Below are 26,119 nucleotides of genomic sequence, written 5' to 3' on the forward strand. Positions count from 1 at the left end.
AATCCCTGTGAATAAAGCGTATAGGTTTACCTGTATCACCGCGGCTGTGTTATAATTTGCGACCTTTGAATCCGGGATACAGTAGAGGGATAGCGGTTAGATGAGCGACCTTGCGAGAGAAATTACACCGGTTAACATCGAGGAAGAGCTGAAAAGCTCCTATCTGGACTATGCGATGTCGGTCATTGTTGGCCGTGCGCTGCCGGACGTCCGCGATGGCCTGAAGCCGGTACACCGTCGCGTACTATACGCCATGAACGTATTGGGCAATGACTGGAATAAAGCCTACAAAAAATCTGCCCGTGTCGTTGGTGACGTAATCGGTAAATACCATCCCCATGGTGATTCCGCGGTGTACTACACCATTGTCCGTATGGCGCAGCCGTTCTCGCTGCGTTACATGCTGGTAGATGGTCAGGGTAACTTTGGTTCTATCGACGGCGACTCCGCCGCGGCAATGCGTTATACGGAAATCCGTCTGGCGAAGATTGCCCATGAGCTGATGGCCGACCTGGAAAAAGAGACGGTTGATTTCGTTGATAACTACGACGGCACGGAAAAAATTCCTGACGTTATGCCAACGAAGATCCCTAACCTGCTGGTGAACGGCTCGTCCGGTATCGCCGTGGGTATGGCGACCAACATTCCGCCGCACAACATCACAGAAGTGATCAACGGCTGCCTGGCCTATATCGACGATGAAGACATCAGCATTGAAGGGCTGATGGAACACATCCCGGGCCCGGACTTCCCGACGGCGGCGATCATCAACGGTCGTCGCGGCATTGAAGAAGCGTACCGCACCGGTCGTGGCAAGATTTACATCCGTGCTCGCGCCGAAGTGGAAGCGGACGCCAAAACCGGCCGTGAAACTATCATTGTTCACGAGATCCCGTATCAGGTGAACAAAGCGCGTCTGATTGAAAAAATCGCCGAGCTGGTAAAAGAGAAACGCGTTGAAGGCATCAGCGCGCTGCGTGACGAGTCTGACAAAGACGGTATGCGCATCGTGATTGAAATCAAGCGCGACGCGGTGGGTGAGGTTGTGCTGAACAACCTGTACTCCCAGACTCAGCTTCAGGTCTCCTTCGGTATCAACATGGTTGCGCTGCACCATGGTCAGCCGAAGATCATGAACCTGAAAGAGATCCTGAGCGCGTTCGTGCGTCACCGCCGCGAAGTGGTGACCCGTCGTACCATCTTCGAACTGCGCAAAGCGCGCGATCGCGCTCATATCCTTGAAGCACTGGCGGTTGCGCTGGCGAACATCGACCCGATCATCGAGCTGATCCGCCGTGCGCCGACGCCGGCAGAAGCGAAAGCGTCGCTGGTTGCGCGTCCGTGGGATCTGGGCAACGTGGCGGCGATGCTGGAACGTGCGGGCGACGACGCCGCGCGTCCTGAGTGGCTCGAGCCTGAATTCGGCGTGCGTGACGGTCAGTACTACCTGACTGAACAGCAGGCCCAGGCGATTCTGGATCTGCGCCTGCAGAAGCTGACCGGCCTTGAGCATGAAAAACTGCTCGACGAGTACAAAGAGCTGCTGGAGCAAATTGCTGAGCTGCTGCACATCCTGGGTAGCGCCGAGCGCCTGATGGAAGTGATCCGCGAAGAGCTTGAGCTGGTTCGCGATCAGTTCGGCGACGAGCGTCGTACCGAAATCACCGCCAACAGCTCTGATATCAACATTGAAGATCTGATCAACCGCGAAGACGTGGTAGTGACCCTGTCTCACCAGGGCTACGTGAAGTATCAGCCTCTGACCGACTACGAAGCACAGCGTCGTGGCGGTAAAGGTAAATCTGCAGCACGTATTAAAGAAGAAGACTTCATTGACCGTCTGCTGGTGGCTAACACCCACGACACGATCCTCTGCTTCTCCAGCCGTGGCCGTCTGTACTGGATGAAGGTCTATCAGCTGCCGGAAGCGAGCCGTGGCGCGCGCGGTCGTCCAATCGTCAACCTGCTGCCGCTGGAAGCGAACGAACGTATCACCGCCATCCTGCCGGTACGCGAGTACGAAGAGGGCGTGAACGTCTTTATGGCGACCGCCAGCGGTACCGTGAAGAAAACCGCGCTGACCGAGTTCAGCCGTCCGCGTTCTGCCGGTATTATTGCGGTAAACCTGAACGAAGGCGACGAGCTGATCGGTGTGGATCTGACCTCTGGTTCTGATGAAGTGATGCTGTTCTCTGCGGCTGGTAAAGTGGTGCGCTTCAAAGAGAACGCCGTGCGCGCAATGGGTCGTACGGCGACCGGCGTGCGCGGTATTAAGCTGGCGGGTGAAGACTCCGTTGTTTCCCTGATCGTTCCACGTGGCGAAGGCGCAATCCTGACCGTCACCCAGAACGGCTACGGTAAACGTACGGCGGAAAGCGAATACCCGACCAAGTCACGCGGCACGCAGGGCGTTATCTCCATCAAGGTCACCGAGCGCAACGGGTCCGTTGTGGGCGCGGTGCAGGTGGACGATGCCGACCAGATCATGATGATCACCGATGCCGGTACGCTGGTGCGTACGCGCGTATCCGAGATCAGCGTGGTGGGCCGTAACACCCAGGGCGTTATCCTCATCCGTACGGCGGAAGATGAAAACGTGGTGGGTCTGCAGCGCGTTGCTGAGCCGGTGGACGACGAAGAGCTCGATTCCATCGACGGCAGCGTCGCGGAAGGTGATGATGAAATCGCACCGGAAGCAGAGAGCGACGACGACGCAGCGGATGACGCTGACGAGTAATCTCTTCTGACGCATAAAGGGCCGGATTCCGGCCCTTTTCTTTTGCAGATGCAGATACGTGAACGTTGCGACAAGCCGCGTTTACCGCTACCTTAACCACATTCTTTTGACCCCGACGGCGGAGCCTCGCCCCTTTGAAATACCTCGTCTCCTTTCGTACCACGCTGAAAGTTTCTCGCTATCTGTTCCGGGCGCTGGCGCTCCTGCTTTGGCTGCTGGTGGCCTTGCTGTCGGTGTTTTACATCGTCAATGCGCTGAACCAGAAAGAAGCGGAGATCCGCCAGGAGTTTAATTTAAGCTCCGATCAGGCCCAGCGCTACATTCAGCGAACGTCTGACGTGATGAAGGAGCTGAAGTATATTGCCGAAAATCGGCTGACGGCAGAAAACGGTATCCTTGCCCTGCGTGGGCGCAATGACAAAACCGAAGTGCCGGACTTCCAGCCGCTGTTCCCGGACTCCGATTGCTCCACCATGAGCAGCACCTGGCGCGGATCGCTGGAATCCCTCGCCTGGTTTATGCGCTACTGGCGCGACAACTTCTCCGCCGCCTACGACCTTAACCGCGTATTCCTGATTGGCAGTGAAAACCTCTGCATGGCTGACTTTGGCCTGCGCGATGTGCCCGTCGAGCGTGATGATGCGCTGAAAAGCCTGCACGAGCGTATTGTGAAATATCGCAATGCGCCGCAGGACGAGCGCGGGAACAACATTTTCTGGATTAGCCAGGGGCCGCGCATGGGCGTGGGCTATTTCTATGCGCTGACGCCGGTCTACCTGGGCAATCGCCTGCAGGCGCTGTTGGGGATTGAGCAGACCATCCGCATGGAAAACTTCTTCACGCCGGGCAGCCTGCCGATGGGCGTGACCATTCTGGATGAAAACGGGCATCAGCTGATCTCACTCGCCGGGCCGGATAAAAGTTTGAACGTCGATCCGCACTGGATGCAGGAACGCTCATGGTTTGGCTACACCTCCGGTTTCCGCGAGCTGGTGCTGAAAAAAAGCCTGCCGCCATCGTCGCTGAGCATTGTTTACTCGCTGCCGGTGGATATGGTCCTTGAGCGGATACGCATTCTTATTATGAATGCGATCCTGCTGAACCTGCTGGTGGGCGGGGCGCTGTTTACGCTGGCGCGCATGTATGAGCGGAGAATCTTTATTCCCGCCGAAAGTGACGCCCAGCGTCTGGAGGAGCACGAGCAGTTCAACCGCAAGATTGTCGCCTCGGCTCCGGTGGGGATCTGCATTCTTCGTACCCAGGACGGGACCAACATCCTGAGTAACGAGCTGGCGCACAACTACCTGAACATGCTGACGCACGAGGACCGGCAAAGGCTGACGCAAATCATCTGCGGCCAGCAGGTGAACTTTGTCGACGTGCTCACCAGCACCCACACTAACCTGCAGATCAGCTTTGTTCATTCCCGCTATCGCAATGAAAACGTAGCGATTTGCGTGCTGGTGGATGTCTCCGCGCGCGTGAAGATGGAAGAGTCGCTGCAGGAGATGGCGCAGGCCGCGGAGCAGGCCAGCCAGTCGAAATCCATGTTCCTGGCTACCGTCAGTCACGAGCTACGTACGCCGCTGTACGGGATTATCGGTAACCTTGATCTGCTGCAGACGAAGGAATTGCCGAAAGGCGTCGACCGGCTGGTAACGGCGATGAACAACTCCTCCAGCCTGCTGCTGAAGATCATCAGCGATATTCTCGACTTCTCTAAAATTGAGTCTGAGCAGCTGAAAATTGAGCCGCGCGAGTTTTCGCCGCGTGAGGTCATGAACCACATCAGCGCCAACTATCTGCCGCTGGTGGTGCGTAAACAGCTGGGGCTCTACTGCTTCATTGAACCGGACGTGCCGCTGACGCTGCACGGCGACCCGATGCGCCTGCAGCAGGTCATCTCTAACCTGCTCAGCAATGCCATCAAATTCACCGATATCGGCTGCATTGTGCTACACGTCTGCCGGGCGGGAGATTATCTCAGCATCCGCGTGCGCGACACGGGGGTGGGCATACCGGCCAAGGAGGTGGTGCGTCTGTTCGACCCGTTCTTCCAGGTCGGCACCGGCGTGCAGCGTAACTTCCAGGGCACCGGTCTGGGGCTGGCGATTTGCGAGAAGCTCGTCAGCATGATGGACGGCGACATTTCCGTGGATACCGAGCCCGGCATGGGCAGCCAGTTCACGATCCGCATTCCGCTCTATTCCGCGCAGTATCCGGCAAAAGCCACGGTTGACGGGCTGAACGATAAGCGCTGCTGGCTGGCGGTCAATAATGCCTCTCTGAATGACTATCTGACGGCGCTGCTCGCCCATAGCGGCGTGAGGGTCTGCCGCTATGAAGGCCAGACGCCGGACGTGGACGATGTGCTCATCGCCGACGAGATGCCGGAACAGCCGTGGCAGGGGAGAGGAACGGTGCTCTTCTGCCGTCGCCACATTGGCATACCGGTTGAACGTGCGCCGGGGGAATGGGTGCACAGCGTCGCAACGCCGCATGAGCTGTTGAGCCTGCTGGCCCGTATCTATAAAGTCGAGCTGGAAGAGAACGACGGTGCAGTCGCGCTGCCGTCACCGGAAGGTCTGGCGTCAGTGAATGACGATATGATGATTCTGGTGGTGGATGACCATCCGATTAACCGCCGCCTGCTGGCTGACCAGCTTGGATCGCTGGGCTATCAGTGCAAAACCGCCAATGACGGCGTGGATGCGCTGAATGTGCTGAGTAAAAATCATATTGATATCGTGCTGAGCGACGTCAACATGCCTAACATGGACGGCTACCGGCTGACGCAGCGCATCCGACAGCTTGGCCTGACGCTGCCGGTCGTGGGCGTGACGGCGAACGCGCTGGCGGAAGAGAAACAGCGCTGTCTGGAGTCGGGCATGGACAGCTGCCTGTCGAAACCGGTGACGCTGGACGTGCTCAAACAAACGCTGTCTGTTTATGCGGATCGCGTGAGAAAAACCAGAATATAAAAAAGGCCCGTAAGGGCCTTTTTTATTTGCCCGGCGGCGCTGCGCTTGCGCGGGCCTACGGGTTCTGAAGGCCGGGTAAGCGTGAGCGCCATCCGGCATTTACAGTGGGGGATCAATCCTTATCCGATGCGCTCAGCGTAACGGAGGAGAGATAGTTCAGCAGGGCAATATCGTTGTCCACGCCCAGCTTCATCATTGCTGATTTTTTCTGGCTGCTGATGGTTTTAATGCTGCGGTTCAGCTTCTTGGCAATCTCGGTCACCAGGAAACCTTCGGCGAACAGGCGCAGAACTTCGCTCTCTTTCGGCGACAGGCGTTTGTCACCGTAGCCACCCGCGCTGATTTTTTCCAGCAGACGAGAGACGCTCTCAGGCGTGAACTTCTTGCCTTTCTGCAGCGCAGCCAGCGCTTTTGGCAGATCGGTCGGGGCGCCTTGCTTCAGCACAATCCCTTCGATATCCAGATCCAGCACGGCGCTCAGGATCGCCGGGTTGTTGTTCATGGTCAGAACAATAATCGAGATGTCCGGGAAGTGACGTTTAATATATTTGATGAGCGTGATCCCATCACCGTATTTGTCTCCAGGCATAGAGAGATCGGTAATGAGCACGTGCGCATCAAGCTTTGGGAGGTTATTGATCAGTGCTGTAGAGTCTTCAAATTCACCGACTACATTCACCCACTCGATCTGTTCAAGTGATTTGCGAATACCGAACAGTACAATCGGATGGTCATCGGCAATAATTACGTTCATATTGTTCATGTATAAGGCTACCTTGCTACAGCAAGCTTTTGACGTAGGCGTCAATGTCGCTGATGTATTTTTCAATGCCAGAGGCATCTTTCTCACGAATTAGATGTTCCAGCGTTTCACATAACTGCTTGCCGGGAACCAGATTAAGCATGGCAAACACCCCTTTAAGCCGGTGTGCTGTCTGTGCCAGCGCTGCAAAATCATTCGCAGCGGACTCAGTATACAACCGCTTCACATCATCTGGTACTGTATCAACAAAGAGGGAATAGTATCCGCTGGCGTGAAGCTCGGCATTTTCATTACCGCCTAACGGGAATTCCGTTATCTCTTCCTGCGCCAGCTGCTCTTCTATTAGTTGTAGTACAGCTTCCTGCATCGCATTGCTTATATTAAAGTTGACGCGCAGCTGGCCAGGGCCGATTTTCCGCACGCCTGACTCATCATCGCTTAAAAGCAAGCCCGAGGCAGTAAGATTAGACGGATTATCAGTTAAAAACAGATCAAATTCTTGACTTGCCAGCCTTTCATCCGGCGTGATGCAGGCCGCGCCCCAGTTTTCGAGCTGACGAACCACAATATTGCGGATCTCGTTTGAGGTTACATCCACCATCACCACGACGTCATCCAGCAGGCGTTCTTCATCTTCTTCCTGTGGATTGGCGGCCATTTTCACGTGCAGAGAGTAACGGGTGCCGAGCGATTCACGGGCCTTGATATTCAGATGGCCGCCGAGCTTACGCGCCAGCTGATCGCACAGCCAGAAGGTCAGGGCGTTAGCCTTGCCGTAATGATCGCTTTGCGTGTCGTTCAGGAACGGGAAGTGCAGATTATCAATTTCACTCGCCGTCACGCCTTCCCCGGTGTCCAGAATGCGGAACGTCAGGCGATCTTCCGCCGACTCGTCGGTGCTCACATCAAGGGTGATCTTGCCGATCTGCGTGGTGGTCACGGCGTACTGAATAATCATCAGCAGAATACGACGCAGCGCCTCGCGGTCGCCGTGACGTTCGTCATTTGCCGGAAGATTGTTATTGATCAGCAGCTGCAGCCCTTTGCGCTTAATCACCGGCAGGACTTCCGGAACAACTTCATCGATCAGATCCTGAATAGAGAAGAGAGAAGGGGTACCTTTCCAGAAATCATTTTCCAGCATGTTTGCCAGCTGGATCTCATCTACCATGCGGACCAGCGAGTCGGCCTGGCAGGCGAGCTGGTGGCTTTCAGACGTGTTTAACGCTGCCGCCTGGGTCGCCAGCGTTTTTAACGGCTGCTTGAAGGCATCGCCAATATTCTGCATGAATGCCGCGCGCCCCTGCTGGTTCTTCTCATACAGCCTTTGCGCCTGCTTGAGCTTTTTATTCACCAGCACTTCGCGATCCTGATCGCGAATGATGAAGATTTGCGTACGCGGCGCCACCTGGCTGCGGAACTGACGGATCTCGTAAAGTTCATTGTTGATGGTGGCCTGAATAACCCCCTGGTGCTGATCCGCCATAGTGGTGATGTTCTGCAGGTTAAGATGCGGCAGCAGATGGTCAGCAATTTTATTGCTCATCACCGTGCGATTCGCTTCCTGATCGTGAACTAACACCCCTAGCGGCAGCACGGAGACAATCTCTTCATTGAGCGCGCGCAATACGCGTAGCTCGTTGGTGTTGCCCGCGGAGACCGCAGACGCGTCGCTCTGGCGTCCCGGCTGGAAGCGGAAGGTGCTGTAGCCGAACAGAGCCAGCGCCAGCAGACCAATATTCAGCAGCAGCGGCAGCAGAATATTTTGCAGGGTATCAAGCAGCAGCGTGCCGAACGGTACCTGCCACACCAGACGCATGCCGGTTGAGTTCAGCGACGAGGCAATTTCAATTTTCGAGCCGTTAAAGGAGATGGTGACGCTCTCTGCGGCCTCTTTATCGGACGCCGCACGCATGTTCTGGGTGCTGCTGTCCGGCTCCAGACGGAAGCTGTCGAGCGGCATATCCGGCGGGATCAAATCATTAATGGGTAAATCGAAGGCCACGACCGTCGCCAGATGACCCGGCTGGTTAAAGGTGGTACGCAGGGTAAAATAGTGACCATTCTGCCAGGCCAATCGGCGCAGCGATGAGAAGCTCTCACGTTCATCAAGGGCGTTGGCCTGCTGCAGCATTTCTGCCCGGCGGGAGTCGACAATGCTGCCGACCGTCGTCTCTTTAAATCCGGAAGAGAGATCTTTCAACGGCAGCGTCGAGATCAGGATCATGCTGTTGTCCTGACCGTTCAGATAGTACATCGACCACGGCACCGTTTCGGCGCCCCAGAGCGTATCCAGGTAGGTCGAAATACGCTGCGTCATCTCAAGGGTCGCGCTGTCGTGAGAGCCAAAGATAAGCGCTTCAGTCTTACGCTGCGGTTTTTCGAGATAGTAGACATCCTGTTTCAGCCGCGTCTCCTGAAGCCCATCTCCGGATGAGCTGGCAGGCGCTGCCGCAATGTTGTCGTAAATCTGCCAGGTGGCGTAGCGCCAGGTATCAATGCGCTTGTGTACGGCGTGGGTAATATCCACCACCTGATAGCTCTTATCCTTCAGCCAAGCGTTAACCGCGCTCTGCACCATCACGCCCATTGTGACTAACAGCACCACGATCAAAAGAAGAAAGAAACGGGTGATGCTCCCGGGCAGAAGGGAGAATTTGCTTTGGGCGGTAGTTTCAGTCTGACTCATTGATATCTTTAACCCGTGATGGTCGTGCTCTGTGGCGATAGGGCAGTATAAAGGGTAATAACTGAATTTCCAGCGCCACTGTCCTTGAACAAGCGACTTTTTCGATGGCCCGTACGAGAGAGGAAGTACGTCTTAAATGTGTACAAGAGCATAATGCATGTACAAATAAAAAATGCATTTCGTCAGAAAATAGCACGAATTAACAAGAAATTAAGTTTTGAGCGAATTTTCCCGTTATGCACAGGGGCGAGCGTGAATTTAGTTAATAGTCGTTACAATTACGCGGCGGTAGCACAAAAAAAGAAAAGTTACGTAAAGAAGGGTAAAAAAAAACCGAATGCGACGCATCCGGTTGAATTAGGGATAAACAGACATTCAAAGCTGAATGACGGTAATAAATAAAGTTAATGATGATAGCGAGAGTTATTTTAGAGACTGGAGTCGATCTTGTTTTGTCATTCAGTGCGGTAACGTTTTTTATTTTAACTCTTTGATATGTATTGGGTCATTTTTCGTTTTGATTATAAGTGCTAAATTTCTAAGCTTTTTGTGCTTTGTAAAAGTTCCTTTTCATTTACATTCTGAAACATGTTGATGGATAAATGAAACATCTTCAAAGTTTTCGTATCATATTCGCATTGGATTATTCTGTAATTTTGCGGAGAATGAATTTGCCGACTGGTTAATGAGGGTTAACCAGTAAGCAGTGGCAATTATAAGGCATATAACAGAGGGTTAATAAAATGAAAGTTAAAGTACTGTCCCTCCTGGTACCAGCACTGCTGGTAGCAGGCGCAGCAAATGCGGCCGAAATTTATAACAAAGATGGCAACAAATTAGATCTGTACGGCAAAGTTGATGGTCTGCACTATTTCTCTGACGACAAGAGTGCTGACGGCGACCAGACCTACATGCGTCTTGGCTTCAAAGGCGAAACTCAAGTTAACGATCAGCTGACCGGTTACGGCCAGTGGGAATACCAGATCCAGGGCAACACGACTGAAAGCGACAACCAGTCCTGGACGCGTGTGGCGTTTGCTGGTCTGAAATTCGCTGAAGCGGGCTCTTTCGATTACGGTCGTAACTACGGCGTGATCTACGACGTAACTTCTTGGACTGACGTTCTGCCAGAATTTGGCGGCGATACCTACGGCTCAGACAACTTCCTGCAGTCTCGTGCTAACGGCGTGGCGACCTATCGTAACCAGGACTTCTTTGGTCTGGTGGATGGCCTGAACTTTGCGCTGCAGTATCAGGGTAAAAACGGTAGCGTAAGCGGCGAAAACGTCGGTGGACGCAGCCTGCTGAAACAGAACGGCGACGGCTACGGTGCATCCGTAACTTATAACCTGGGCGAAGGCTTCAGCGTGGGTGGTGCGATGTCCTCCTCCAAACGTACCGCTGACCAGAACGCACCGGGCGTTTACGGTAACGGCGATCACGCAGAAGTCTATTCTGGCGGCCTGAAATATGATGCCAACAACATCTACCTGGCTGCGCAGTACTCTCAGACCTACAACGCAACCCGCTTCGGTACCTCTAACGGCAGCAGCCCGACTACCGCTTACGGTTTTGCTAACAAAGCGCAGAACTTCGAAGTGGTTGCTCAGTACCAGTTCGACTTCGGCCTGCGTCCATCCGTGGCTTACCTGCAGTCCAAAGGTAAAGACATCGAAGGTTACGGCGATCAGGATCTGCTGAAATATGTTGATGTGGGTGCGACTTACTACTTCAACAAAAACATGTCCACCTACGTGGATTACAAAATCAACCTGGTTGATGAAAATGAGTTCACCCGTCAGGCCGGTATCGGCACTGATGATATCGTCGCGCTGGGTCTGGTTTACCAGTTCTAATCGCGTCATCGTGTGACTAAGGGGCCTGAAGGCCCCTTTTTTGTGCTTTTTTTTGGCCTCACAATGCAACCGTTTTGGTGTACTCTTGCCGCCCTGGCATGAGGATAATAATGAATGGACATGACTTTTTTACGCGCCAGCTTTCTGGCTATGCTTTTTTTCCTGACCGCGTGTGACGATTCCGCGCCCGTGGCGAAAACCGATGCACCCGCCGCGACGGTGCTCGAAGGCAAAACGATGGGCACCTTCTGGCGCGTCAGCGCGATGGGCCTGGATAAAACGCGCGCTGATGAACTTCGCGGTAAAATCCAGTCTCAGCTGGACGCCGACGACCAGCTGCTCTCAACCTATAAAAATGACTCGGCGCTGATGCGCTTCAATCTTTCCACCAGTACCTCCCTGTGGCCGGTGAGCGAAGCGATGGCCGATATCGTCACCGAATCAATGCGCGTGGGATATAAAACCAACGGCGCGATGGATGTCACCGTCGGGCCTCTGGTCAATCTCTGGGGGTTTGGCCCGAACAAACAGCCGGATACCACACCCGATCAGGCGGCCATTGATGATGCCCGCGCCCGGACAGGGCTAAAGCATCTGACGGTGATCAACCAGTACGGCCAGCAGTATCTGCAGAAAGATATCCCCGACCTGTTTGTCGATCTGTCGACGGTAGGTGAAGGTTACGCGGCGGATCACCTTGCCGCGCTGATGACGCAGGAAGGGATATCGCGCTACCTGGTCTCCGTGGGCGGCGCGTTAGTCAGCCGGGGCATGAACGCCAGCGGTAAACCGTGGCGCGTGGCGATTCAAAAACCGACCGATCGGCAAAACGCCGTACAGGCCATTGTGGATATTAACGGGCACGGTATCAGCACTTCCGGGAGCTACCGTAACTATTACGAGCTCGACGGGAAGCGTATTTCGCACGTGATCGATCCGCTGACCGGACGTCCCATCACGCATAACCTGGTCTCGGTGACCGTGATTGCCCCCACTGCGCTGGAAGCCGACGCCTGGGATACCGGATTAATGGTTCTCGGCCCGGAAAAAGCCAAAGAGGTGGTTCGTCAGGAAGGGCTGGCGGTTTATATGATCACTAAAGAGGGCGACGGGTTCAAAACCTGGAGCTCGCCGCAGTTCAACAGCTTCCTGGTGAGCGACAAAAATTAAAAAGCAAGGTTGCGGGTTTTTTATCACTGGCACTCGGGCACGCTAAAGGTATGCTTGTAAGAGGAGCTGATGATGAAAAATCCAACCTATATGAATGATGAGGATCGCTGGCAGGCCGTTCTGGCTCGCGATCCGCGCGCTGACGATCGGTTTGTCTTTGCCGTGAAGACGACGGGGATTTTCTGCCGCCCGTCATGCCGCGCCCGTCACGCGCTGCGTAAAAACGTCTGCTTTTATCCCGATGTCCAGCATGCCGTTCAGGCAGGGTTTCGCCCGTGCAAGCGCTGCATGCCGGACAAACGCGATCCGAATCAGCAAAAGCTGGCGAAAGTGGAGCGCGCCTGTCGCCTTCTGGAGCAGGATCCCGCGCTGACGCTTGAAGGCCTGGCGCAGCAGGTCGCCATGAGTCCTTTCCATTTCCACCGGCTGTTTAAGTCCCTCACCGGGATGACGCCAAAAGCCTGGCAGCAGGCGGCGCGGGGGCAGCGTCTGCGCGCGGCGCTTGCGCAGGGAAACAAAATTACCGATGCCGTGCTGGCGGCAGGTTTTCCCGACAGCAGCAGCTATTACCGCAAAGCCAACGATGCGCTGGGCATGACGGCGAAGCAGTACCGCAAAGGCGAGGTGGCGGTGCGTTACGCCATCGGCGACTGTTCGCTGGGACGCTGCCTGGTTGCGGAAAGCGAGCGGGGAATTTGCGCGATACTGCTGGGCGACAACGATACCAAACTGGCAGAAGAATTTGCGACGCTGTTTCCAAACGCGGAGCATGCCCCGCAGGAAGATGCCTTTGCCCAGCGTATCAGCCAGGTCATTGCCAGTATTGATAACCACGCGGTGCCGCTGGCGCTGCCGCTGGATATACGCGGCACCGCGTTCCAGCAGCGGGTCTGGCAGGCCCTTCGTGACATCCCCTGCGGGGAAACGGCCAGCTATCAGCAGGTGGCGAAGGCGATTGGCCAGCCCAACGCGGTGCGTGCCGTCGCGGGTGCCTGTGCGGCAAACAGGCTGGCGATTGTGATCCCTTGTCACCGCGTGGTCCGCAACGACGGCGCGCTGTCGGGCTATCGCTGGGGGGCGGCGCGAAAAGCGCTATTACTGAAACGTGAGGCGAAACGCCGGGAGGGATAATGCTCGATCTTTTTGCGGATGCTGAACCGTGGCAGGAGCCGCTTGCGCCCGGGGCAGCGATCCTGCGCCGCTTTGCACTCTCCCGTGCGGCGGCATTGCTTGCCGGTATTGAAGAGGTCACGGCGGTTTCACCGTTTCGCCATATGGTGACGCCGGGCGGCTACACCATGTCGGTGGCCATGGCCAACTGCGGCGAACTGGGGTGGGCGACGAACGAACGGGGGTATGTGTATGCCCCGAACGATCCCACGACCGGCCGTCCGTGGCCTCCCATGCCTGCGGTGTTTCAGGCGCTTTGTCACGAGGCTGCCGTTGCAGCAGATTACCCTGACTTCCGGCCGGATGCCTGCCTGATTAACCGCTACGCCATCGGTGCGAAGCTCTCGCTGCATCAGGACAAAGATGAGCCCGATCTGCGCGCGCCCATCGTCTCGGTATCGTTGGGTCTGCCCGCCGTCTTCCAGTTTGGCGGATTGCGCCGCAACGATCCGCTCAGGCGCATTATGCTGGAGCACGGCGACGTGGTGGTGTGGGGCAGGGAGTCACGGCTGTACTATCACGGCATTCAGCCCCTGAAGCCCGGGGTTCATCCCCTTACTGGCGAATACCGATTTAACCTTACATTCCGTCAGGCGGGATTGAACAAACAAAAATAAGAATTATTCTTGATGTCCGCGCCGGGCAGTTTACACTGCTGGCTGATTTTTATTGTCCGGATTGCCTGCATGCAACTACTTCTTCTTGTCTGGCGTCAGTACCGCTGGCCCTTCATTGCCGTAATGGCCTTAAGCCTTGCCAGCGCGGCGCTGGGTATTGGCCTGATCGCGTTTATAAACGTGCGGCTGATCGAAATGGTCGATACCTCACTCTCGGTTCTGCCGGAGTTTCTCGGCCTGCTGCTGCTGTTGATGGCGGTTACGCTCGGCTCTCAGCTGGCGCTGACCGCGCTTGGTCACCATTTCGTTTTCCGCCTGCGCAGCGAGTTCATCAAGCGGATCCTCGACACGCAGGTTGAGCGCGTGGAGCAGCTCGGCAGCGCCTCCCTGCTGGCGGGGCTGACCAGCGACGTGCGCGCGATTACCATCGCGTTTGTCCGCCTGCCGGAGCTGGTGCAGGGGATCATCCTGACCTTTGGCTCGGCGGCCTATCTCGCCTGGCTTTCGACCAAAATGCTGGCGGTGACCGCGGTATGGATTGCCATCACCATCTGGGGCGGTTTCGTGCTGGTGTCGCGCGTCTATAAACACATGGCGGTCCTGCGCGAAACGGAAGATAAGCTCTATAACGATTACCAGACGGTACTGGAAGGGCGCAAAGAGCTGACCCTCAACCGCGAGCGTGCCGAGCATATCTTCAATAACCTCTATATCCCGGACGCGCGCGAATACCGGCACCACATTATTCGCGCCGATACCTTCCACCTGAGCGCGGTGAACTGGTCCAACATTATGATGCTGGGCGCCATTGGCCTGGTATTCTGGATGGCGAACAGCCTGGGCTGGGCGGACACCAACGTGGCGGCGACCTACTCGCTGACCCTGCTGTTCCTGCGTACGCCGCTGCTCTCGGCCGTCGGCGCATTGCCCACCTTGCTGAGCGCGCAGGTGGCGTTTAACAAGCTTAAGAAGTTCGATCTGGCGCCATTTAAGGCTGAATTCCCGCGCCCGCAGGCCTTCCCGAACTGGCAGACCCTCGAGCTGCGCGACGTGACGTTCCGCTATCAGGACAACGCCTTCTCCGTGGGACCGGTCAACCTGACGATTCACCGCGGCGAACTGCTGTTCCTCATCGGCGGCAACGGTAGCGGAAAATCCACGCTGGCGATGTTGCTCACCGGACTTTACCAGCCGCAGTCGGGCGAGATCCTGCTGGACGGTAAGGCGCTGAGCGCGGAGAAACCCGAGGATTACCGCAAGCTTTTCTCAGCGGTATTCACCGATGTCTGGCTGTTTGACCAGCTGCTGGGGCCGGAAGGGCAGCAGGCCAATCCGGCGCTGGTTGAGAAATGGCTTGCGCAGCTGCAGATGTCGCACAAGCTGGAGCTCCAGGACGGCAAAATCCTGAACCTCAAGCTCTCTAAGGGGCAGAAGAAGCGCGTGGCGCTGCTGCTGGCGCTGGCGGAAGAGCGTGACATCATCCTGCTGGATGAATGGGCGGCGGATCAGGATCCGCACTTCCGTCGCGAGTTTTATCAGGTGCTGCTGCCGCTGATGCAGGAGATGGGCAAGACCATTTTCGCCATCAGCCACGACGATCATTACTTCATTCACGCCGACCGTCTGCTGGAGATGCGCGACGGCAGGCTGAGCGAGCTGACCGGCGACGAGCGCGATGCGGCGTCGCGTGACGCGGTGGCGCGCACGGCCTGATGCCCTTACCCTAACCCTCTCCCCGTGGGAGAGGGGATAATCGTGGCCGTAATGCCGCTTTTTTCTCCATCCCGCCTCGCTGTTTATTCTTATTTACATATCCTCGCGCTATGCTTAGTCTCAACTCATTTAATGGATTTATGATTGATGTCGGTATTAAAGAAAAACAGCGCCAGGCAGCGTGACCAGGAACGTGCGCGACTCATCTGGCTTCTCACGACCGATAAAGCGGTCACGTCTACGCTATTAGGCAAACTGACCCTGGCTGAGCAATATGATGTCGGCACCTTAGCCGACGATATTGCTGAGGTAGGTGCGCTGGTTGCTCATTTACCGCCGCCGGATCTGGCGGATACCCTGGAAGCGCTTCCTTCGGAAGAGCGTCACGCCCTCTGGCGCCTGGTACAGGATCACGAGCGCGGCCAGGTTCTGCTTGAAGCCTCGGAAAACGTCTGGGATGACCTGATCGACGAGATGAGCGATCGGGATATCCTCGACGCCCTGCAAACCCTGGATATCGACGAGCAGATTTACCTTGTACAGCATCTGCCGCGTAACCTGACCGGGCGCCTGCTGGCCTCTCTGCCTGCCGATGAACGTGCGCGCGTGCGTCAGGTGTTGCACTACGAGAAAAACAGCGTCGGCGCGATCATGGAGTTCGGCGTTATCACGGTACGTCCGGACGTCACGCTCGGTACCGTGCAGCGCTACCTGCGCCGCCTGGGCAAAATGCCGGACAACACCGATAAGCTGTTTGTCACCTCGCGGGATAAAACCCTGCTCGGCGAGCTGGAGCTGAAAACCATCCTGCTCAACAGCGCTCAGCAGCGGGTGAGCGAGGTGATGGAAAACGAGCCGATGGTCTTCTCCCCGGAAGACGATGCGGAAAAAGCGGCGCGTACCTTTGAACGTGATGACCTTGTGAGTGCGGCGGTCGTAGACTCCGTTGGCAAGCTGATGGGCCGTCTGACCATCGATGAAATCGTTGACGTGGTTTATGAAGAGACCGATAACGACCTGCGCGCGCTAGGCGGGATCAGCGCCGAAGATGACGTCCACGCCTCCGTCGGTAAGGCGGTGAAAACCCGCTGGGCCTGGCTGGCTATTAACCTGTGTACCGCCTTCATCGCCTCCCGTGTGATTGACGGCTTTGAACACACCATTTCGCAGCTGGTGGCGCTGGCCTCGCTGATGCCGATTGTGGCCGGAATTGGCGGCAACACCGGAAACCAGACCATCACCATGATCGTCCGCGCGCTGGCGCTGGAAAATATTCAGCCCGGTAACTTCGCCTTTCTGATCTTCAGGGAAATGGGCGTGGCGCTGATTAACGGCCTGGTATGGGGCGGCATTATGGGCGGCATCACATGGTGGCTGTATGACGATATGGCCTTAGGCGGCGTGATGATGCTGGCGATGGTGCTGAATTTGCTGGTGGCATCGATGATGGGCGTCATTATCCCGCTGACGATGACCAAACTGGGGCGCGACCCCGCGGTGGGGTCGAGCGTGATGATCACCGCCATCACCGATACCGGCGGTTTCTTTATTTTTCTTGGGCTGGCAACGATTTTTCTGCTTTAACCCGACGCTTAATGCGGGCGGGGATCAGTGCCATGACGATAATCCCGCCCAGCACGCCAACCGCCAGATTGCCGGTTGATACCGTGGCGGCAACGGTCACCAGCATTACTACCGTTTCTGCAACCGGGGCATTTTTTATCGTGGCGGGCTGAAGGCTGTGCCAGCTGAAAGTTTTGACGGCAACAATCGCCATAATCCCCGCCAGCACCGCCATCGGGATTTTGGCCATCACTTCACTGAGTGCCGTCACCAGGAGCAGCAGCACGATGCCCGCCGCAATGGTTGAAATGCGGCTTCGTCCTTTCCCCATCTCCACGTTAACGATGGTTTGTCCGATCATCGCGCAGCCCGCAATGCCACCGTAGAGCCCGGCCATGATATTCCCCACGCCCAGCCCGATGCTCTCGCGACGCTTGCTGGAAGGCGTAACCGTCAGTTCATCCACGAGTTTTGCCGTCAGCAGGGACTCCAGCAGACCGACGAAGGCAATACTCAACGCGCAAGGCCAGATAATGTTCAGCGTCTGTAAATTAAGCGGCACCAGCAGCTCGGTAAATCCAGGCAGACCGCCAGTCATTGAGCCTTCATCACCGACAGTCGGCAGGATCTGACCGGTGGTGACGGTGAAAAGGGTTAACAGCACAATCGCAATCAGCGGGGAAGGGACGCTTTTAATATAGCGCGGCACCCACAGCACAATCAGCAGCGTCAGCACGAACAGGCCCACAATCAGCGGGCTTCGGCTCCAGAAATGCGGCACCTGAGCGAAGAAAATCAAAATGCCAAGGGCGTTAACAAATCCGGTCATCACCGACTGGGGAATAAAGCGCATCAGCCTTGCCATGCCCAGCACGCCAAACAGAATCTGGATCACGCCAGCCATCAGCACGGCCGGAAGAATGTACTGTACCCCGTGCTGATGCACCATCGGGCCAATCACCAGCGCTACGGAACCGGCCGCAGCCGTGACCATCGCCGGACGACCGCCCAGCACGGAGAGAGCAAGACACAGCACCACGGAGGCGATCAGGCTGACCTTCGGGTCAACGCCCGCCACCACGGAAAATGAGATCACTTCGGGGATCAGCGCCAGAGCGGTAATCACGCCCGCCAGCGTTTCACGCGCCAGTTGTTTAGGGGAGTGCAGCACGCTGGCTACACTGTCTTCAGGGGATACGGCAGAATGAGGTAAGGACATAACAGTTCGCTGGTTAGGGCAGGCTTCCGTGCGCGCGATCACAAAGTGCAGCATAGTAGCCATAAATTCCTCCTTATACCAGTTGCGCGCCGCAATCCCCTACAAACAATCCATCATTAAATTTCACAATTACAATAATTTCGTAACCTTTAAACAATATTTAAAAGTTGTTACCGTGCCCACGCAGCTTTTTTCACCTGCAATTTCCACGCATCAAGCACTTTTACACTAAGGCATAAATTATGAAAAAAATGACTGCCATGCTCTTTTCTCTGGCTGTCGGGCTCAACGCCGTCTCAATGGCAGCGAAAGCAGACGCACCAAAAGAGCAGGAAACGGACGTCCTTTTAATTGGTGGCGGCATCATGAGCGCCACGCTGGGAACCTATCTGCAAGAACTGCAGCCGGACTGGTCCATGACCATGGTCGAGCGCCTCGATGGCGTGGCGCAGGAGAGTTCGAACGGCTGGAATAACGCTGGTACGGGCCATTCGGCACTCATGGAACTGAACTATACGCCGCAGAAAAAGGACGGTTCCATTAGTATCGAGAAGGCGGTAGAGATCAACGAAGCGTTCCAGATCTCGCGTCAGTTCTGGTCCCACCAGGTCAACAGCGGCGTGATGCACGACCCGCACTCCTTCATCAATACCGTGCCGCACATGAGCTTTGTGTGGGGCGAGCAAAACGTGAATTTCCTGCGCGCGCGCTACGCTGCGCTGCAGCAGAGCACCCTGTTCCGCGGGATGAAATACTCCGAAGACCACGCGCAGATTAAAGAGTGGGCGCCGCTGGTCATGGAAGGCCGTGACCCGAACCAGAAAGTGGCGGCAACCCGTACCGAAATTGGCACCGACGTGAACTACGGCGAAATTACCCGTCAGCTGGTGGCGTCCCTGAAGAAGAAAGATAACTTCAATTTGCAGCTCAGCACCGAAGTGCGCGGCTTTAAGCGCAATGCGGACAACAGCTGGAGCGTGACGGTTGCCGATCTGAAAAACAATGAAGCCGAGCACGTCATTAAGGCGAAATTTGTCTTCATCGGTGCGGGCGGCGCGGCGCTGAAGCTGCTGCAGGAATCCGGTATTCCTGAAGCTGACGACTACGCGGGCTTCCCGGTCGGCGGCCAGTTCCTGGTGTCCGAGAACCCGGAAGTGGTGAACCGTCACCTGGCAAAAGTGTACGGTCAGGCTTCCGTCGGTGCGCCACCGATGTCCGTCCCGCATATCGATACCCGTATGCTTGATGGTAAACGCGTGGTGCTGTTTGGACCGTTCGCGACCTTCTCAACCAAGTTCCTGAAAAACGGCTCCCTCTGGGATCTGCTGAGCGCGACTACCACCTCTAACGTCAAACCGATGATGGACGTGGGCCTGGATAATTTCGACCTGGTGAAATACCTGATTAGCCAGGTGATGCTTTCTGATGAAGAACGCTTCGAGGCGCTGAAAGAGTACTATCCGCAGGCGAAGAAAGAAGACTGGCGTCTGTGGCAGGCGGGTCAGCGCGTGCAGATCATCAAGCGCGATCCGAAAGAGGGTGGCGTACTGCGTCTGGGGACCGAAGTGGTGAGCGATAAGGATGGCACGATTGCCGCGCTGCTGGGTGCGTCACCGGGTGCATCTACCGCTGCGCCAATCATGCTGCACCTGATGGAAAAAGTGTTTAAAGACAAAGTTGCCAGCCCGGAATGGCAGGCGAAGCTGAAAACCATTATTCCATCCTACGGTACGAAGCTGAACGGTAACGTGGATGCGACGGAACAAGAGCTGGAGTACACCAGCCGCGTGCTGCAGCTGCAGTACGTGAAGCCGCAGGCTGCGGATGCTGCGCCGAAGGCGGAGCTGAAGCCTCAGCCAGAAAACAAGCCGGTTGCGGATATCGCGCTGTAAGGTAAAAGCAAAACGGTAACATCTGTTACCGTTTTTAGTTTAGTTGGTCGGGTAAGGCGAAGCCGCCACCCGACTTGTTTTTAACGTACTACTGCTTGTCCGACCGTCTCTTCTGCCTTCCACACGCGATATTTTACTTCCACGTTTTCAGGCGTATATACCACGATCGGCAACTTGCTGTTGTAGCGCAGCAGGCTGTTGTCGCCCAGATAGGCCGTCACAAATTTCTTCTCTTTCTTGCCGTCCGGGCAGGCCATCATGGTAGAGACCGGAGAGGTCACTTTATCAAAAACGTAATAGTCATAACCCCAGCCTTCCAGGGTTTTGCTTTCCAGCTGGCCGCCCAGACGATGCTGATTGCAGTCCACTTCCAGCGTCTTGCCAATTAACAGTTCGACTTTGTAATTCGCTTCGTCCTGCTGAACCGGCAGTTGAATCACCTGACGCTTCATGCCTTTTTCCGCTTGCGGATAGGGTGCAACTTTTTCCAGCGGCTGCGCTTTTTGGGCGTCGCTGGCGAAAGCGCTGGTGCTGACGCACGCGGCGGCGAGAAGCGCGATGGCAAATTTAGGTGCGTTTTTCATTGTCATTCCTTTATGTCAAAACGGTCCTGAACAGACTAACATAACGAGTATGAATGATTGGTGTGATTTACTTACATTTTCATTATATGCAGCGTAATAAACTTAATATTAACCGTTTTGGCAGGTGTTTGTACTGGTGTGGAGTGTGACGGGCGTTCGTGTTATTTTAGTCCATCGATAATGTTATTCATCTGTGAAAGGGAAGAGAGATGGTTCGTGCAAAACTGAAAACACCTGAAGGCCGCAAGTTCCTCCTGGCGCTACTCGTCGTGTTTATGATTGCCGCCGCGTGCGTCGGGCGGGCCACCATTGTTGGCGTCATTGAACAGTACAACATTCCTCTCTCCGCCTGGACTACCAGCATGTATGTGCTGCAGTCGGCGATGATCTTCGTTTACAGCCTTGTCTTCACCGTTCTGCTGGCCATTCCGCTGGGCATTTTCTTCCTGGGCGGACGTGAAAAACACTGAGCATTCACCTGCTATAAGAAGCCAGCCTGCGGGCTGGCTTTTTTATATGTGATGATATTTATTCGCATTTCCAGGGTATTCTGTGTCGAACAAGGTCGTTCGACATAAAGCAGGAGATGTTCAATGTTATCCCGGTTTGCAACGCTCAGCCGGATCCCGAAAGGCGTCTGGGTTGTGGGTGGGGTCAGTATGCTGATGGATATCTCCTCGGAGATCATTCACAGCCTGCTGCCGCTGTTTATGGTCACGACGCTGGGAGCCAGCGTGATTTTCATTGGCTTGATTGAAGGCCTGGCTGAAGCCACCGCGCTGTTTATCAAAGTTTTTTCCGGTGCCATCAGTGACTACCTGGGTAAACGTAAAGGACTGGCGGTGCTGGGCTACGGTCTTGGCGCGCTGAGTAAGCCGCTGTTCGCTATCGCCTCTTCGTCGGGCATGATTCTGGGGGCACGCTTAATCGACCGGGTAGGGAAGGGGATCCGGGGCGCGCCGCGCGATGCGCTGGTCGCTGACCTTACGCCGCCGGAACTTCGCGGCGCGGCCTTTGGGCTGCGTCAGTCGATGGATACCGTTGGCGCATTTCTCGGGCCGCTGCTGGCCGTAGGCTTAATGCTGCTGTGGAACGATGATTTCCGCACGATTTTCTGGATCGCGGTGATCCCCGGCGTGCTCGCCGTGGCGCTGCTTTTCTTCGGCCTGCATGAGCCGAAAACGCCCGTCGAACATAAACGCACGAACCCCATCAAAAAAGAGAACCTCAGGCGCCTCGGGAAAGGCTGCTGGTGGGTTATTGGCCTGGGCGCCATCTTCACGCTCGCACGTTTCAGTGAAGCCTTTCTTGTCCTGCGCGCACAGCAGTCGGGGGTGCCGCTGGCGCTGATCCCGCTGGTGATGGTGGCCATGAATTTGCTCTATTTCCTTTCAGCCTATCCGTTTGGCAAGTTATCGGACGGGATGAGCCACACCCGACTACTGCAGTGGGGCCTGGTGATGCTGATTGGGGCAGATATTGTGCTGGCGCTAAGCACCCACTGGGCTGGAATGCTTCTGGGCGTTGCGCTTTGGGGGGTGCATATGGGGATGACGCAGGGGCTGCTGGCGGCAATGATCGCAAAAACAGCACCTGCGGATCTGCGCGGTACCGCCTACGGCATTTTTAGTCTGGTTAGCGGCGTGGGATTGTTAGTCGCCAGCCTGGGCGCCGGGGCCATCTGGGAAACGTTTGGCGCGGAATATACGTTTTATGCCGGAGCCGTGATTTGCCTGGTTACGCTGGTGTACCTGCGCAAAACACCGGACGAGGCAAAATAAAAAACCAGCCGTAAAAGGCTGGTTTTCAATGTGTTTTTGGTCGGCACGAGAGGATTTGAACCTCCGACCCCCGACACCCCATGACGGTGCGCTACCAGGCTGCGCTACGTGCCGACGCATAGAAAGAATACTACTCGATTCCGTTTCGAATGCAAGGGAATCCGTCGCTAACTGGTTTATTATTAATCAGTTAGCGATGAAGCGCTTCTCATCCGTCAGAACCTGTAACAGCAGGCTCAGCTGTGGTTTCTGGTCCTTCAGCCGTTCACCCTGCAGATTATAGGTCTGATAGTTCCCGTTGCTGTTCAGCACCAGCGTCAGCTTCGGCGTGGTCACCACCAGCGTGTTGCCGTCAGCTGCAGTCACCCAGTTATGGCGGCGCGTGGCGCTGAAGAGATCCTGCCCCTGCGAATACTCGTTTGCTGGCGTACTGACGTGCAGCAGGCGCTGCATCAGGGTCGTCATGACGTCTTTATGTTCTGTGAGCATATTGATGCGCTGCGCCGGCGTTCCCGGCCAGTGGATCACCAGCGGAACATGCAGGTTTGGACGTGACCAGCTCATGCTCTTCGTCTCGTCGCCTAACGGTACGCCATGCCCCGCGGTCACGATCACGACCGTGTTATCAAGCTTGCCTGATTCACGTAGCGCGTCAAGCACGCGGCCAATCTGTGCGTCAACATCGCTGGCCGCGCGGCCATAGCGGCGCGCAAAGCCAGCCTGGTTGCTGTCGTTAAGCGTTGTGCCGTTAAAGGCCACCCACGAGAACCAGCGGTTATCTTCCTGCGCGTAGCGCTGCAGCCAGTTTATCCACTGGTTTGCGGTCTGGGCATCAGACTGGCTCTGCGCGGCAGGCAGTGAGAAATCAGAGAGCAGCGCCTGGCGGTACAGTGGACTGTTGAAGCCGTCCGATGAGAACAACCCTAACTGATAGCCCTGCTGATTAAGCCCGGTGATCAGCGCCGCAGGAATGCGCGCAGACAGCACGCCGTCCATGTATCCGGCAGAAATGCCATAGAACAGGCCAAAGATACCTGCATCGGTTGAGTTACCTGAACTCATATGTTGGGTAAACGATACGTTCTGACTCGCGAAATCGGCCAGCGCAGGCATCTGCTTCTCGTAACGAGAATAGTTGAGGCCATCGACGGTAATCAGCAGGACGTTTTGCCCGCGACCCATATCGCGATAGCGCAGATCGCTCAGTGGATACTGCACGCTAACCGCTTCCGGATTACCCTGTTCGACCAGACGGCGCTGGTACTCCTGGGCATCAAGCAGGCCGTGTTTCTCAAGGAAACGACGGGCCGTCATCGGATAAGAGAGCGGCAGGTTAGCGCGCTGCATGGTAATAGGGCGATAGAAGTTCGCATCCGCCCAGATATACATGAGATGCGAACTGATAAATGAGACGAAAAAGAGCGCGGCGACGGGCTTCGCGTAATGGCGGCGTCGGGTCAGGCTGCGGAGCTTTTGCCAGCTCCAGGTGGCAAACAGCATCTCAATCAACAGGATCACCGGAACGCTGATGAACATCAGCTGCCAGTCGCGGGCCGTTTCGTTCTGGTCGGGGTTGATCACCAGTTCCCAGACGATAGGGTTGAGATGCAGGTGGAAGCGGGTGAACACTTCACTGTCGATAAGCAGCAGCGTCATCCCCACCGTCGCAAGGATTGCGGACAAGAACCGCATCAAACGCTGCGACATGACGATAAACGTCAGAGGAAACAGGATCAGCAGATAGGTGGCGAATACCAAAAAGCTAAAGTGACCAACAACGCTTATCCAGGAGTAGATACGCCCGGTTAGCGTTGTGGGCCAGTCTGCGACAAACAGATAACGACAGCCAATTACCGTCGCTAGCAGAATGTTGAACAGGGCAAACCAGTGTCCCCAGCTGACCATCTGGGAGACTTTTTCACGGTAGCGCTGACGATTCGTCACCATAAACTGTTGTTCGTTTCCCTTAATGGGCCTGGTCGTTGCTGACGGATGACTGTAACGCCTGGGCGAAAGATTTGGCGATCGCCTGACGCTGAGCCGGAGCAACGCTGGTGTTGATAAGGTTGGTGACCATATTTCCCAAAACCATTAGGGAGAGATCGGTCGGCGTTTTATGTTTTTCCAGTACGTTGACCAGCTCACTGAGCAGTTGTTCAACGTGTTCATCACTGTAGCGGGAATGTTGTGGCATAAATCAAAATCAGTTTGTTGATGAAAGGGCAACATATTACCGTAGCAACAGCTTTTTTTCCCCTTTTTTATCTGTTGTTGCACACATGTCCTGGTGGTGGTTGAATACCGCCCGGTCTAAAAGGAGAGTTTATCATGAGTCTGGAAATCAACCAGATTGCCTTGCACCAGCTTATCAAGCGTGATGAGCAAACCCTTGAAGTGGTGCTACGCGATTCGTTACTGGAACCCACGGCAACCGTTGTGGAAATGATGGCAGAGCTGCATCGCGTCTACAGCGCTAAAAATAAAGCCTATGGTCTGTTCAGTGAAGAGAGTGAGCTGGCCGATAGCCTGCGCCTGCAGCGTCAGGGCGAGGAGGATTTCCTGGCGTTTAGCCGCGCGGCAACCGGGCGTCTGCGCGACGAGCTGGCGAAATATCCGTTCGCCGACGGCGGTATTGTCCTGTTCTGCCACTATCGTTACCTGGCGGTCGAGTACCTGCTGGTTACCGTGCTGAATAACTTAAGCAGCATGCGTGTGAACGAGCAACTGGACATCAGCTCAACGCACTATCTGGATATCAACCATGCGGATATTGTGGCGCGTATTGATTTGACCGAGTGGGAAACTAACCCGGAGTCGACTCGCTACCTCACCTTCCTGAAGGGGCGGGTGGGCCGCAAAGTGGCGGATTTCTTTATGGACTTCCTCGGTGCCAGCGAAGGCCTGAACGCCAAAGCGCAGAACAAAGGGCTGCTGCAGGCCGTTGATGACTTCACGGCGGAAGCGCAGCTCGATAAATCTGAACGCCAGACCGTGCGTCAGCAGGTTTACAGCTACTGCAACGAACAGCTGCAGGCGGGGGAAGAGATTGAACTGGAGTCCCTGTCAAAAGAGCTGGCGGGCGTCAGCGAAGTGAGCTTCCAGGAATTCACCGCGGAGAAGGGCTATGAGCTTGAGGAGAGCTTCCCGGCGGATCGCAGCACGCTGCGTCAGTTAACCAAATTTGCCGGCAGCGGCGGTGGGTTAACCATCAACTTTGACGCCATGCTGTTGGGGGAACGCATCTTCTGGGATCCGGCCACCGATACCCTGACCATCAAAGGTACGCCGCCGAACCTGCGCGATCAGCTTCAGCGCCGCACGTCTGGCGGTAAATAGCAGCCATAAAAAAACCCCGCCGAAGCGGGGTTTTCTCGACAGGTTTGC

Annotated in this window: 18 protein-coding genes and 1 tRNA gene; 12 read left to right on the forward strand and 7 right to left on the reverse strand. The window is 55.7% G+C overall.

Annotation, left to right across the window (positions count from 1 at the left end; genetic code table 11):
• Positions 1 to 100: 100 nt before the first annotated feature.
• Together gyrA and rcsC are read left to right on the forward strand one after the other, a co-directional pair.
• Positions 101 to 2,737: a DNA topoisomerase (ATP-hydrolyzing) subunit A gene (gene gyrA, locus IM295_RS05800; protein ID WP_193066382.1), complete on the forward strand. Its 2,637-nt coding sequence runs from the start codon at positions 101 to 103 to the stop codon at positions 2,735 to 2,737.
• A 134-nt stretch (positions 2,738 to 2,871) separates the two neighbouring features.
• Positions 2,872 to 5,718, forward strand: a complete 2,847-nt coding sequence (gene rcsC / locus IM295_RS05805) for a two-component system sensor histidine kinase RcsC (protein WP_047367976.1) — start codon at positions 2,872 to 2,874, stop codon at positions 5,716 to 5,718.
• A 112-nt stretch (positions 5,719 to 5,830) separates the two neighbouring features.
• Here rcsC and rcsB read toward each other — a convergent pair whose 3' ends face one another.
• Positions 5,831 to 6,481, reverse strand: coding sequence for a response regulator transcription factor RcsB (gene rcsB / locus IM295_RS05810; protein ID WP_006176468.1), 651 nt, complete (start codon positions 6,479 to 6,481; stop codon positions 5,831 to 5,833).
• 16 nt (positions 6,482 to 6,497) lie between these two features.
• The gene (gene rcsD / locus IM295_RS05815) at positions 6,498 to 9,170 is read right to left on the reverse strand and encodes a phosphotransferase RcsD (RefSeq protein ID WP_193066383.1); all 2,673 of its coding nucleotides are present in this window, start codon (positions 9,168 to 9,170) and stop codon (positions 6,498 to 6,500) included.
• Positions 9,171 to 9,913: 743 nt separating this feature from the next.
• Here rcsD and IM295_RS05820 point away from each other — a divergent pair.
• The 6 genes from IM295_RS05820 (at position 9,914) to mgtE (ending at position 17,280) form a co-directional block, all read left to right on the forward strand.
• Positions 9,914 to 11,026, forward strand: coding sequence for a porin OmpC (locus IM295_RS05820; RefSeq protein ID WP_028013899.1), 1,113 nt, complete (start codon positions 9,914 to 9,916; stop codon positions 11,024 to 11,026).
• Between the two features lie 114 nt (positions 11,027 to 11,140).
• On the forward strand, positions 11,141 to 12,196 hold the full coding sequence (gene apbE, locus IM295_RS05825) for an FAD:protein FMN transferase ApbE (RefSeq protein ID WP_193066384.1): 1,056 nt from the start codon (positions 11,141 to 11,143) through the stop codon (positions 12,194 to 12,196).
• 72 nt (positions 12,197 to 12,268) lie between these two features.
• Positions 12,269 to 13,327, forward strand: a complete 1,059-nt coding sequence (gene ada / locus IM295_RS05830) for a bifunctional DNA-binding transcriptional regulator/O6-methylguanine-DNA methyltransferase Ada (RefSeq protein ID WP_193066427.1) — start codon at positions 12,269 to 12,271, stop codon at positions 13,325 to 13,327.
• Entirely contained in the window at positions 13,327 to 13,983 is a 657-nt protein-coding gene (gene alkB / locus IM295_RS05835) for a DNA oxidative demethylase AlkB (RefSeq protein ID WP_193052311.1), read from the forward strand. Before ada ends, alkB begins: the two co-directional genes overlap by 1 nt.
• A gap of 69 nt (positions 13,984 to 14,052) precedes the next feature.
• On the forward strand, positions 14,053 to 15,696 hold the full coding sequence (locus IM295_RS05840; protein ID WP_041911987.1) for a multidrug ABC transporter permease/ATP-binding protein: 1,644 nt from the start codon (positions 14,053 to 14,055) through the stop codon (positions 15,694 to 15,696).
• Between the two features lie 147 nt (positions 15,697 to 15,843).
• Positions 15,844 to 17,280: a magnesium transporter gene (gene mgtE / locus IM295_RS05845; RefSeq protein ID WP_193066428.1), complete on the forward strand. Its 1,437-nt coding sequence runs from the start codon at positions 15,844 to 15,846 to the stop codon at positions 17,278 to 17,280.
• On the opposite strand, the gene IM295_RS05850 is transcribed toward mgtE, so the two are convergent.
• The gene (locus IM295_RS05850; protein WP_045259768.1) at positions 17,243 to 18,532 is read right to left on the reverse strand and encodes a SulP family inorganic anion transporter; all 1,290 of its coding nucleotides are present in this window, start codon (positions 18,530 to 18,532) and stop codon (positions 17,243 to 17,245) included. The genes mgtE and IM295_RS05850 overlap by 38 nt on opposite strands.
• 188 nt (positions 18,533 to 18,720) lie before the next feature.
• Between IM295_RS05850 and mqo the strand changes: the two genes are divergently transcribed.
• Positions 18,721 to 20,370, forward strand: coding sequence for a malate dehydrogenase (quinone) (gene mqo, locus IM295_RS05855; protein ID WP_028013892.1), 1,650 nt, complete (start codon positions 18,721 to 18,723; stop codon positions 20,368 to 20,370).
• A gap of 80 nt (positions 20,371 to 20,450) precedes the next feature.
• On the opposite strand, the gene eco is transcribed toward mqo, so the two are convergent.
• Positions 20,451 to 20,954, reverse strand: a complete 504-nt coding sequence (eco, locus tag IM295_RS05860) for a serine protease inhibitor ecotin (protein WP_028013891.1) — start codon at positions 20,952 to 20,954, stop codon at positions 20,451 to 20,453.
• Between the two features lie 209 nt (positions 20,955 to 21,163).
• Between eco and IM295_RS05865 the strand changes: the two genes are divergently transcribed.
• On the forward strand, positions 21,164 to 21,424 hold the full coding sequence (locus tag IM295_RS05865; RefSeq protein WP_008500962.1) for a DUF2534 family protein: 261 nt from the start codon (positions 21,164 to 21,166) through the stop codon (positions 21,422 to 21,424).
• A 123-nt stretch (positions 21,425 to 21,547) separates the two neighbouring features.
• Positions 21,548 to 22,735, forward strand: coding sequence for an MFS transporter (locus IM295_RS05870; protein WP_193066385.1), 1,188 nt, complete (start codon positions 21,548 to 21,550; stop codon positions 22,733 to 22,735).
• A 37-nt stretch (positions 22,736 to 22,772) separates the two neighbouring features.
• Here IM295_RS05870 and IM295_RS05875 read toward each other — a convergent pair.
• From IM295_RS05875 to IM295_RS05885, 3 genes are all read right to left on the reverse strand, one after another.
• A tRNA-Pro gene (locus IM295_RS05875) sits at positions 22,773 to 22,849 on the reverse strand.
• A 72-nt stretch (positions 22,850 to 22,921) separates the two neighbouring features.
• Positions 22,922 to 24,682 (reverse strand): LPS biosynthesis-modulating metalloenzyme YejM, encoded by a 1,761-nt coding sequence (yejM, locus tag IM295_RS05880; protein ID WP_136485351.1) that lies wholly within the window; start codon positions 24,680 to 24,682, stop codon positions 22,922 to 22,924.
• Positions 24,683 to 24,701: 19 nt separating this feature from the next.
• Positions 24,702 to 24,929, reverse strand: a complete 228-nt coding sequence (locus tag IM295_RS05885) for a YejL family protein (RefSeq protein WP_014884596.1) — start codon at positions 24,927 to 24,929, stop codon at positions 24,702 to 24,704.
• Positions 24,930 to 25,063: 134 nt separating this feature from the next.
• Here IM295_RS05885 and yejK point away from each other — a divergent pair, with 134 nt between their 5' ends.
• Positions 25,064 to 26,071 (forward strand): nucleoid-associated protein YejK, encoded by a 1,008-nt coding sequence (gene yejK, locus IM295_RS05890; RefSeq protein WP_008500957.1) that lies wholly within the window; start codon positions 25,064 to 25,066, stop codon positions 26,069 to 26,071.
• Positions 26,072 to 26,119 lie beyond the last annotated feature (48 nt).

Source organism: Enterobacter cloacae complex sp. P14RS (assembly GCF_014895895.1).
In the GTDB taxonomy this organism is placed as follows: Bacteria; Pseudomonadota; Gammaproteobacteria; order Enterobacterales; family Enterobacteriaceae; genus Enterobacter; species Enterobacter bugandensis.

What these genes read in the sequence shown, in the direction of transcription:
- gyrA (WP_193066382.1), top strand. Translation starts at nt 101, where the DNA reads ATGAGCGACCTTGCGAGAGAAATTACACCGGTTAACATCGAGGAAGAG.
- rcsB (WP_006176468.1), bottom strand. Translation starts at nt 6,481, where the DNA reads ATGAACAATATGAACGTAATTATTGCCGATGACCATCCGATTGTACTG.
- rcsD (WP_193066383.1), bottom strand. Translation starts at nt 9,170, where the DNA reads ATGAGTCAGACTGAAACTACCGCCCAAAGCAAATTCTCCCTTCTGCCC.
- IM295_RS05820 (WP_028013899.1), top strand. Translation starts at nt 9,914, where the DNA reads ATGAAAGTTAAAGTACTGTCCCTCCTGGTACCAGCACTGCTGGTAGCA.
- apbE (WP_193066384.1), top strand. Translation starts at nt 11,141, where the DNA reads ATGGACATGACTTTTTTACGCGCCAGCTTTCTGGCTATGCTTTTTTTC.
- ada (WP_193066427.1), top strand. Translation starts at nt 12,269, where the DNA reads ATGAAAAATCCAACCTATATGAATGATGAGGATCGCTGGCAGGCCGTT.
- alkB (WP_193052311.1), top strand. Translation starts at nt 13,327, where the DNA reads ATGCTCGATCTTTTTGCGGATGCTGAACCGTGGCAGGAGCCGCTTGCG.
- IM295_RS05840 (WP_041911987.1), top strand. Translation starts at nt 14,053, where the DNA reads ATGCAACTACTTCTTCTTGTCTGGCGTCAGTACCGCTGGCCCTTCATT.
- mgtE (WP_193066428.1), top strand. Translation starts at nt 15,844, where the DNA reads ATGTCGGTATTAAAGAAAAACAGCGCCAGGCAGCGTGACCAGGAACGT.
- IM295_RS05850 (WP_045259768.1), bottom strand. Translation starts at nt 18,532, where the DNA reads ATGCTGCACTTTGTGATCGCGCGCACGGAAGCCTGCCCTAACCAGCGA.
- mqo (WP_028013892.1), top strand. Translation starts at nt 18,721, where the DNA reads ATGAAAAAAATGACTGCCATGCTCTTTTCTCTGGCTGTCGGGCTCAAC.
- eco (WP_028013891.1), bottom strand. Translation starts at nt 20,954, where the DNA reads ATGAAAAACGCACCTAAATTTGCCATCGCGCTTCTCGCCGCCGCGTGC.
- IM295_RS05865 (WP_008500962.1), top strand. Translation starts at nt 21,164, where the DNA reads ATGGTTCGTGCAAAACTGAAAACACCTGAAGGCCGCAAGTTCCTCCTG.
- IM295_RS05870 (WP_193066385.1), top strand. Translation starts at nt 21,548, where the DNA reads ATGTTATCCCGGTTTGCAACGCTCAGCCGGATCCCGAAAGGCGTCTGG.
- yejM (WP_136485351.1), bottom strand. Translation starts at nt 24,682, where the DNA reads ATGGTGACGAATCGTCAGCGCTACCGTGAAAAAGTCTCCCAGATGGTC.
- IM295_RS05885 (WP_014884596.1), bottom strand. Translation starts at nt 24,929, where the DNA reads ATGCCACAACATTCCCGCTACAGTGATGAACACGTTGAACAACTGCTC.
- yejK (WP_008500957.1), top strand. Translation starts at nt 25,064, where the DNA reads ATGAGTCTGGAAATCAACCAGATTGCCTTGCACCAGCTTATCAAGCGT.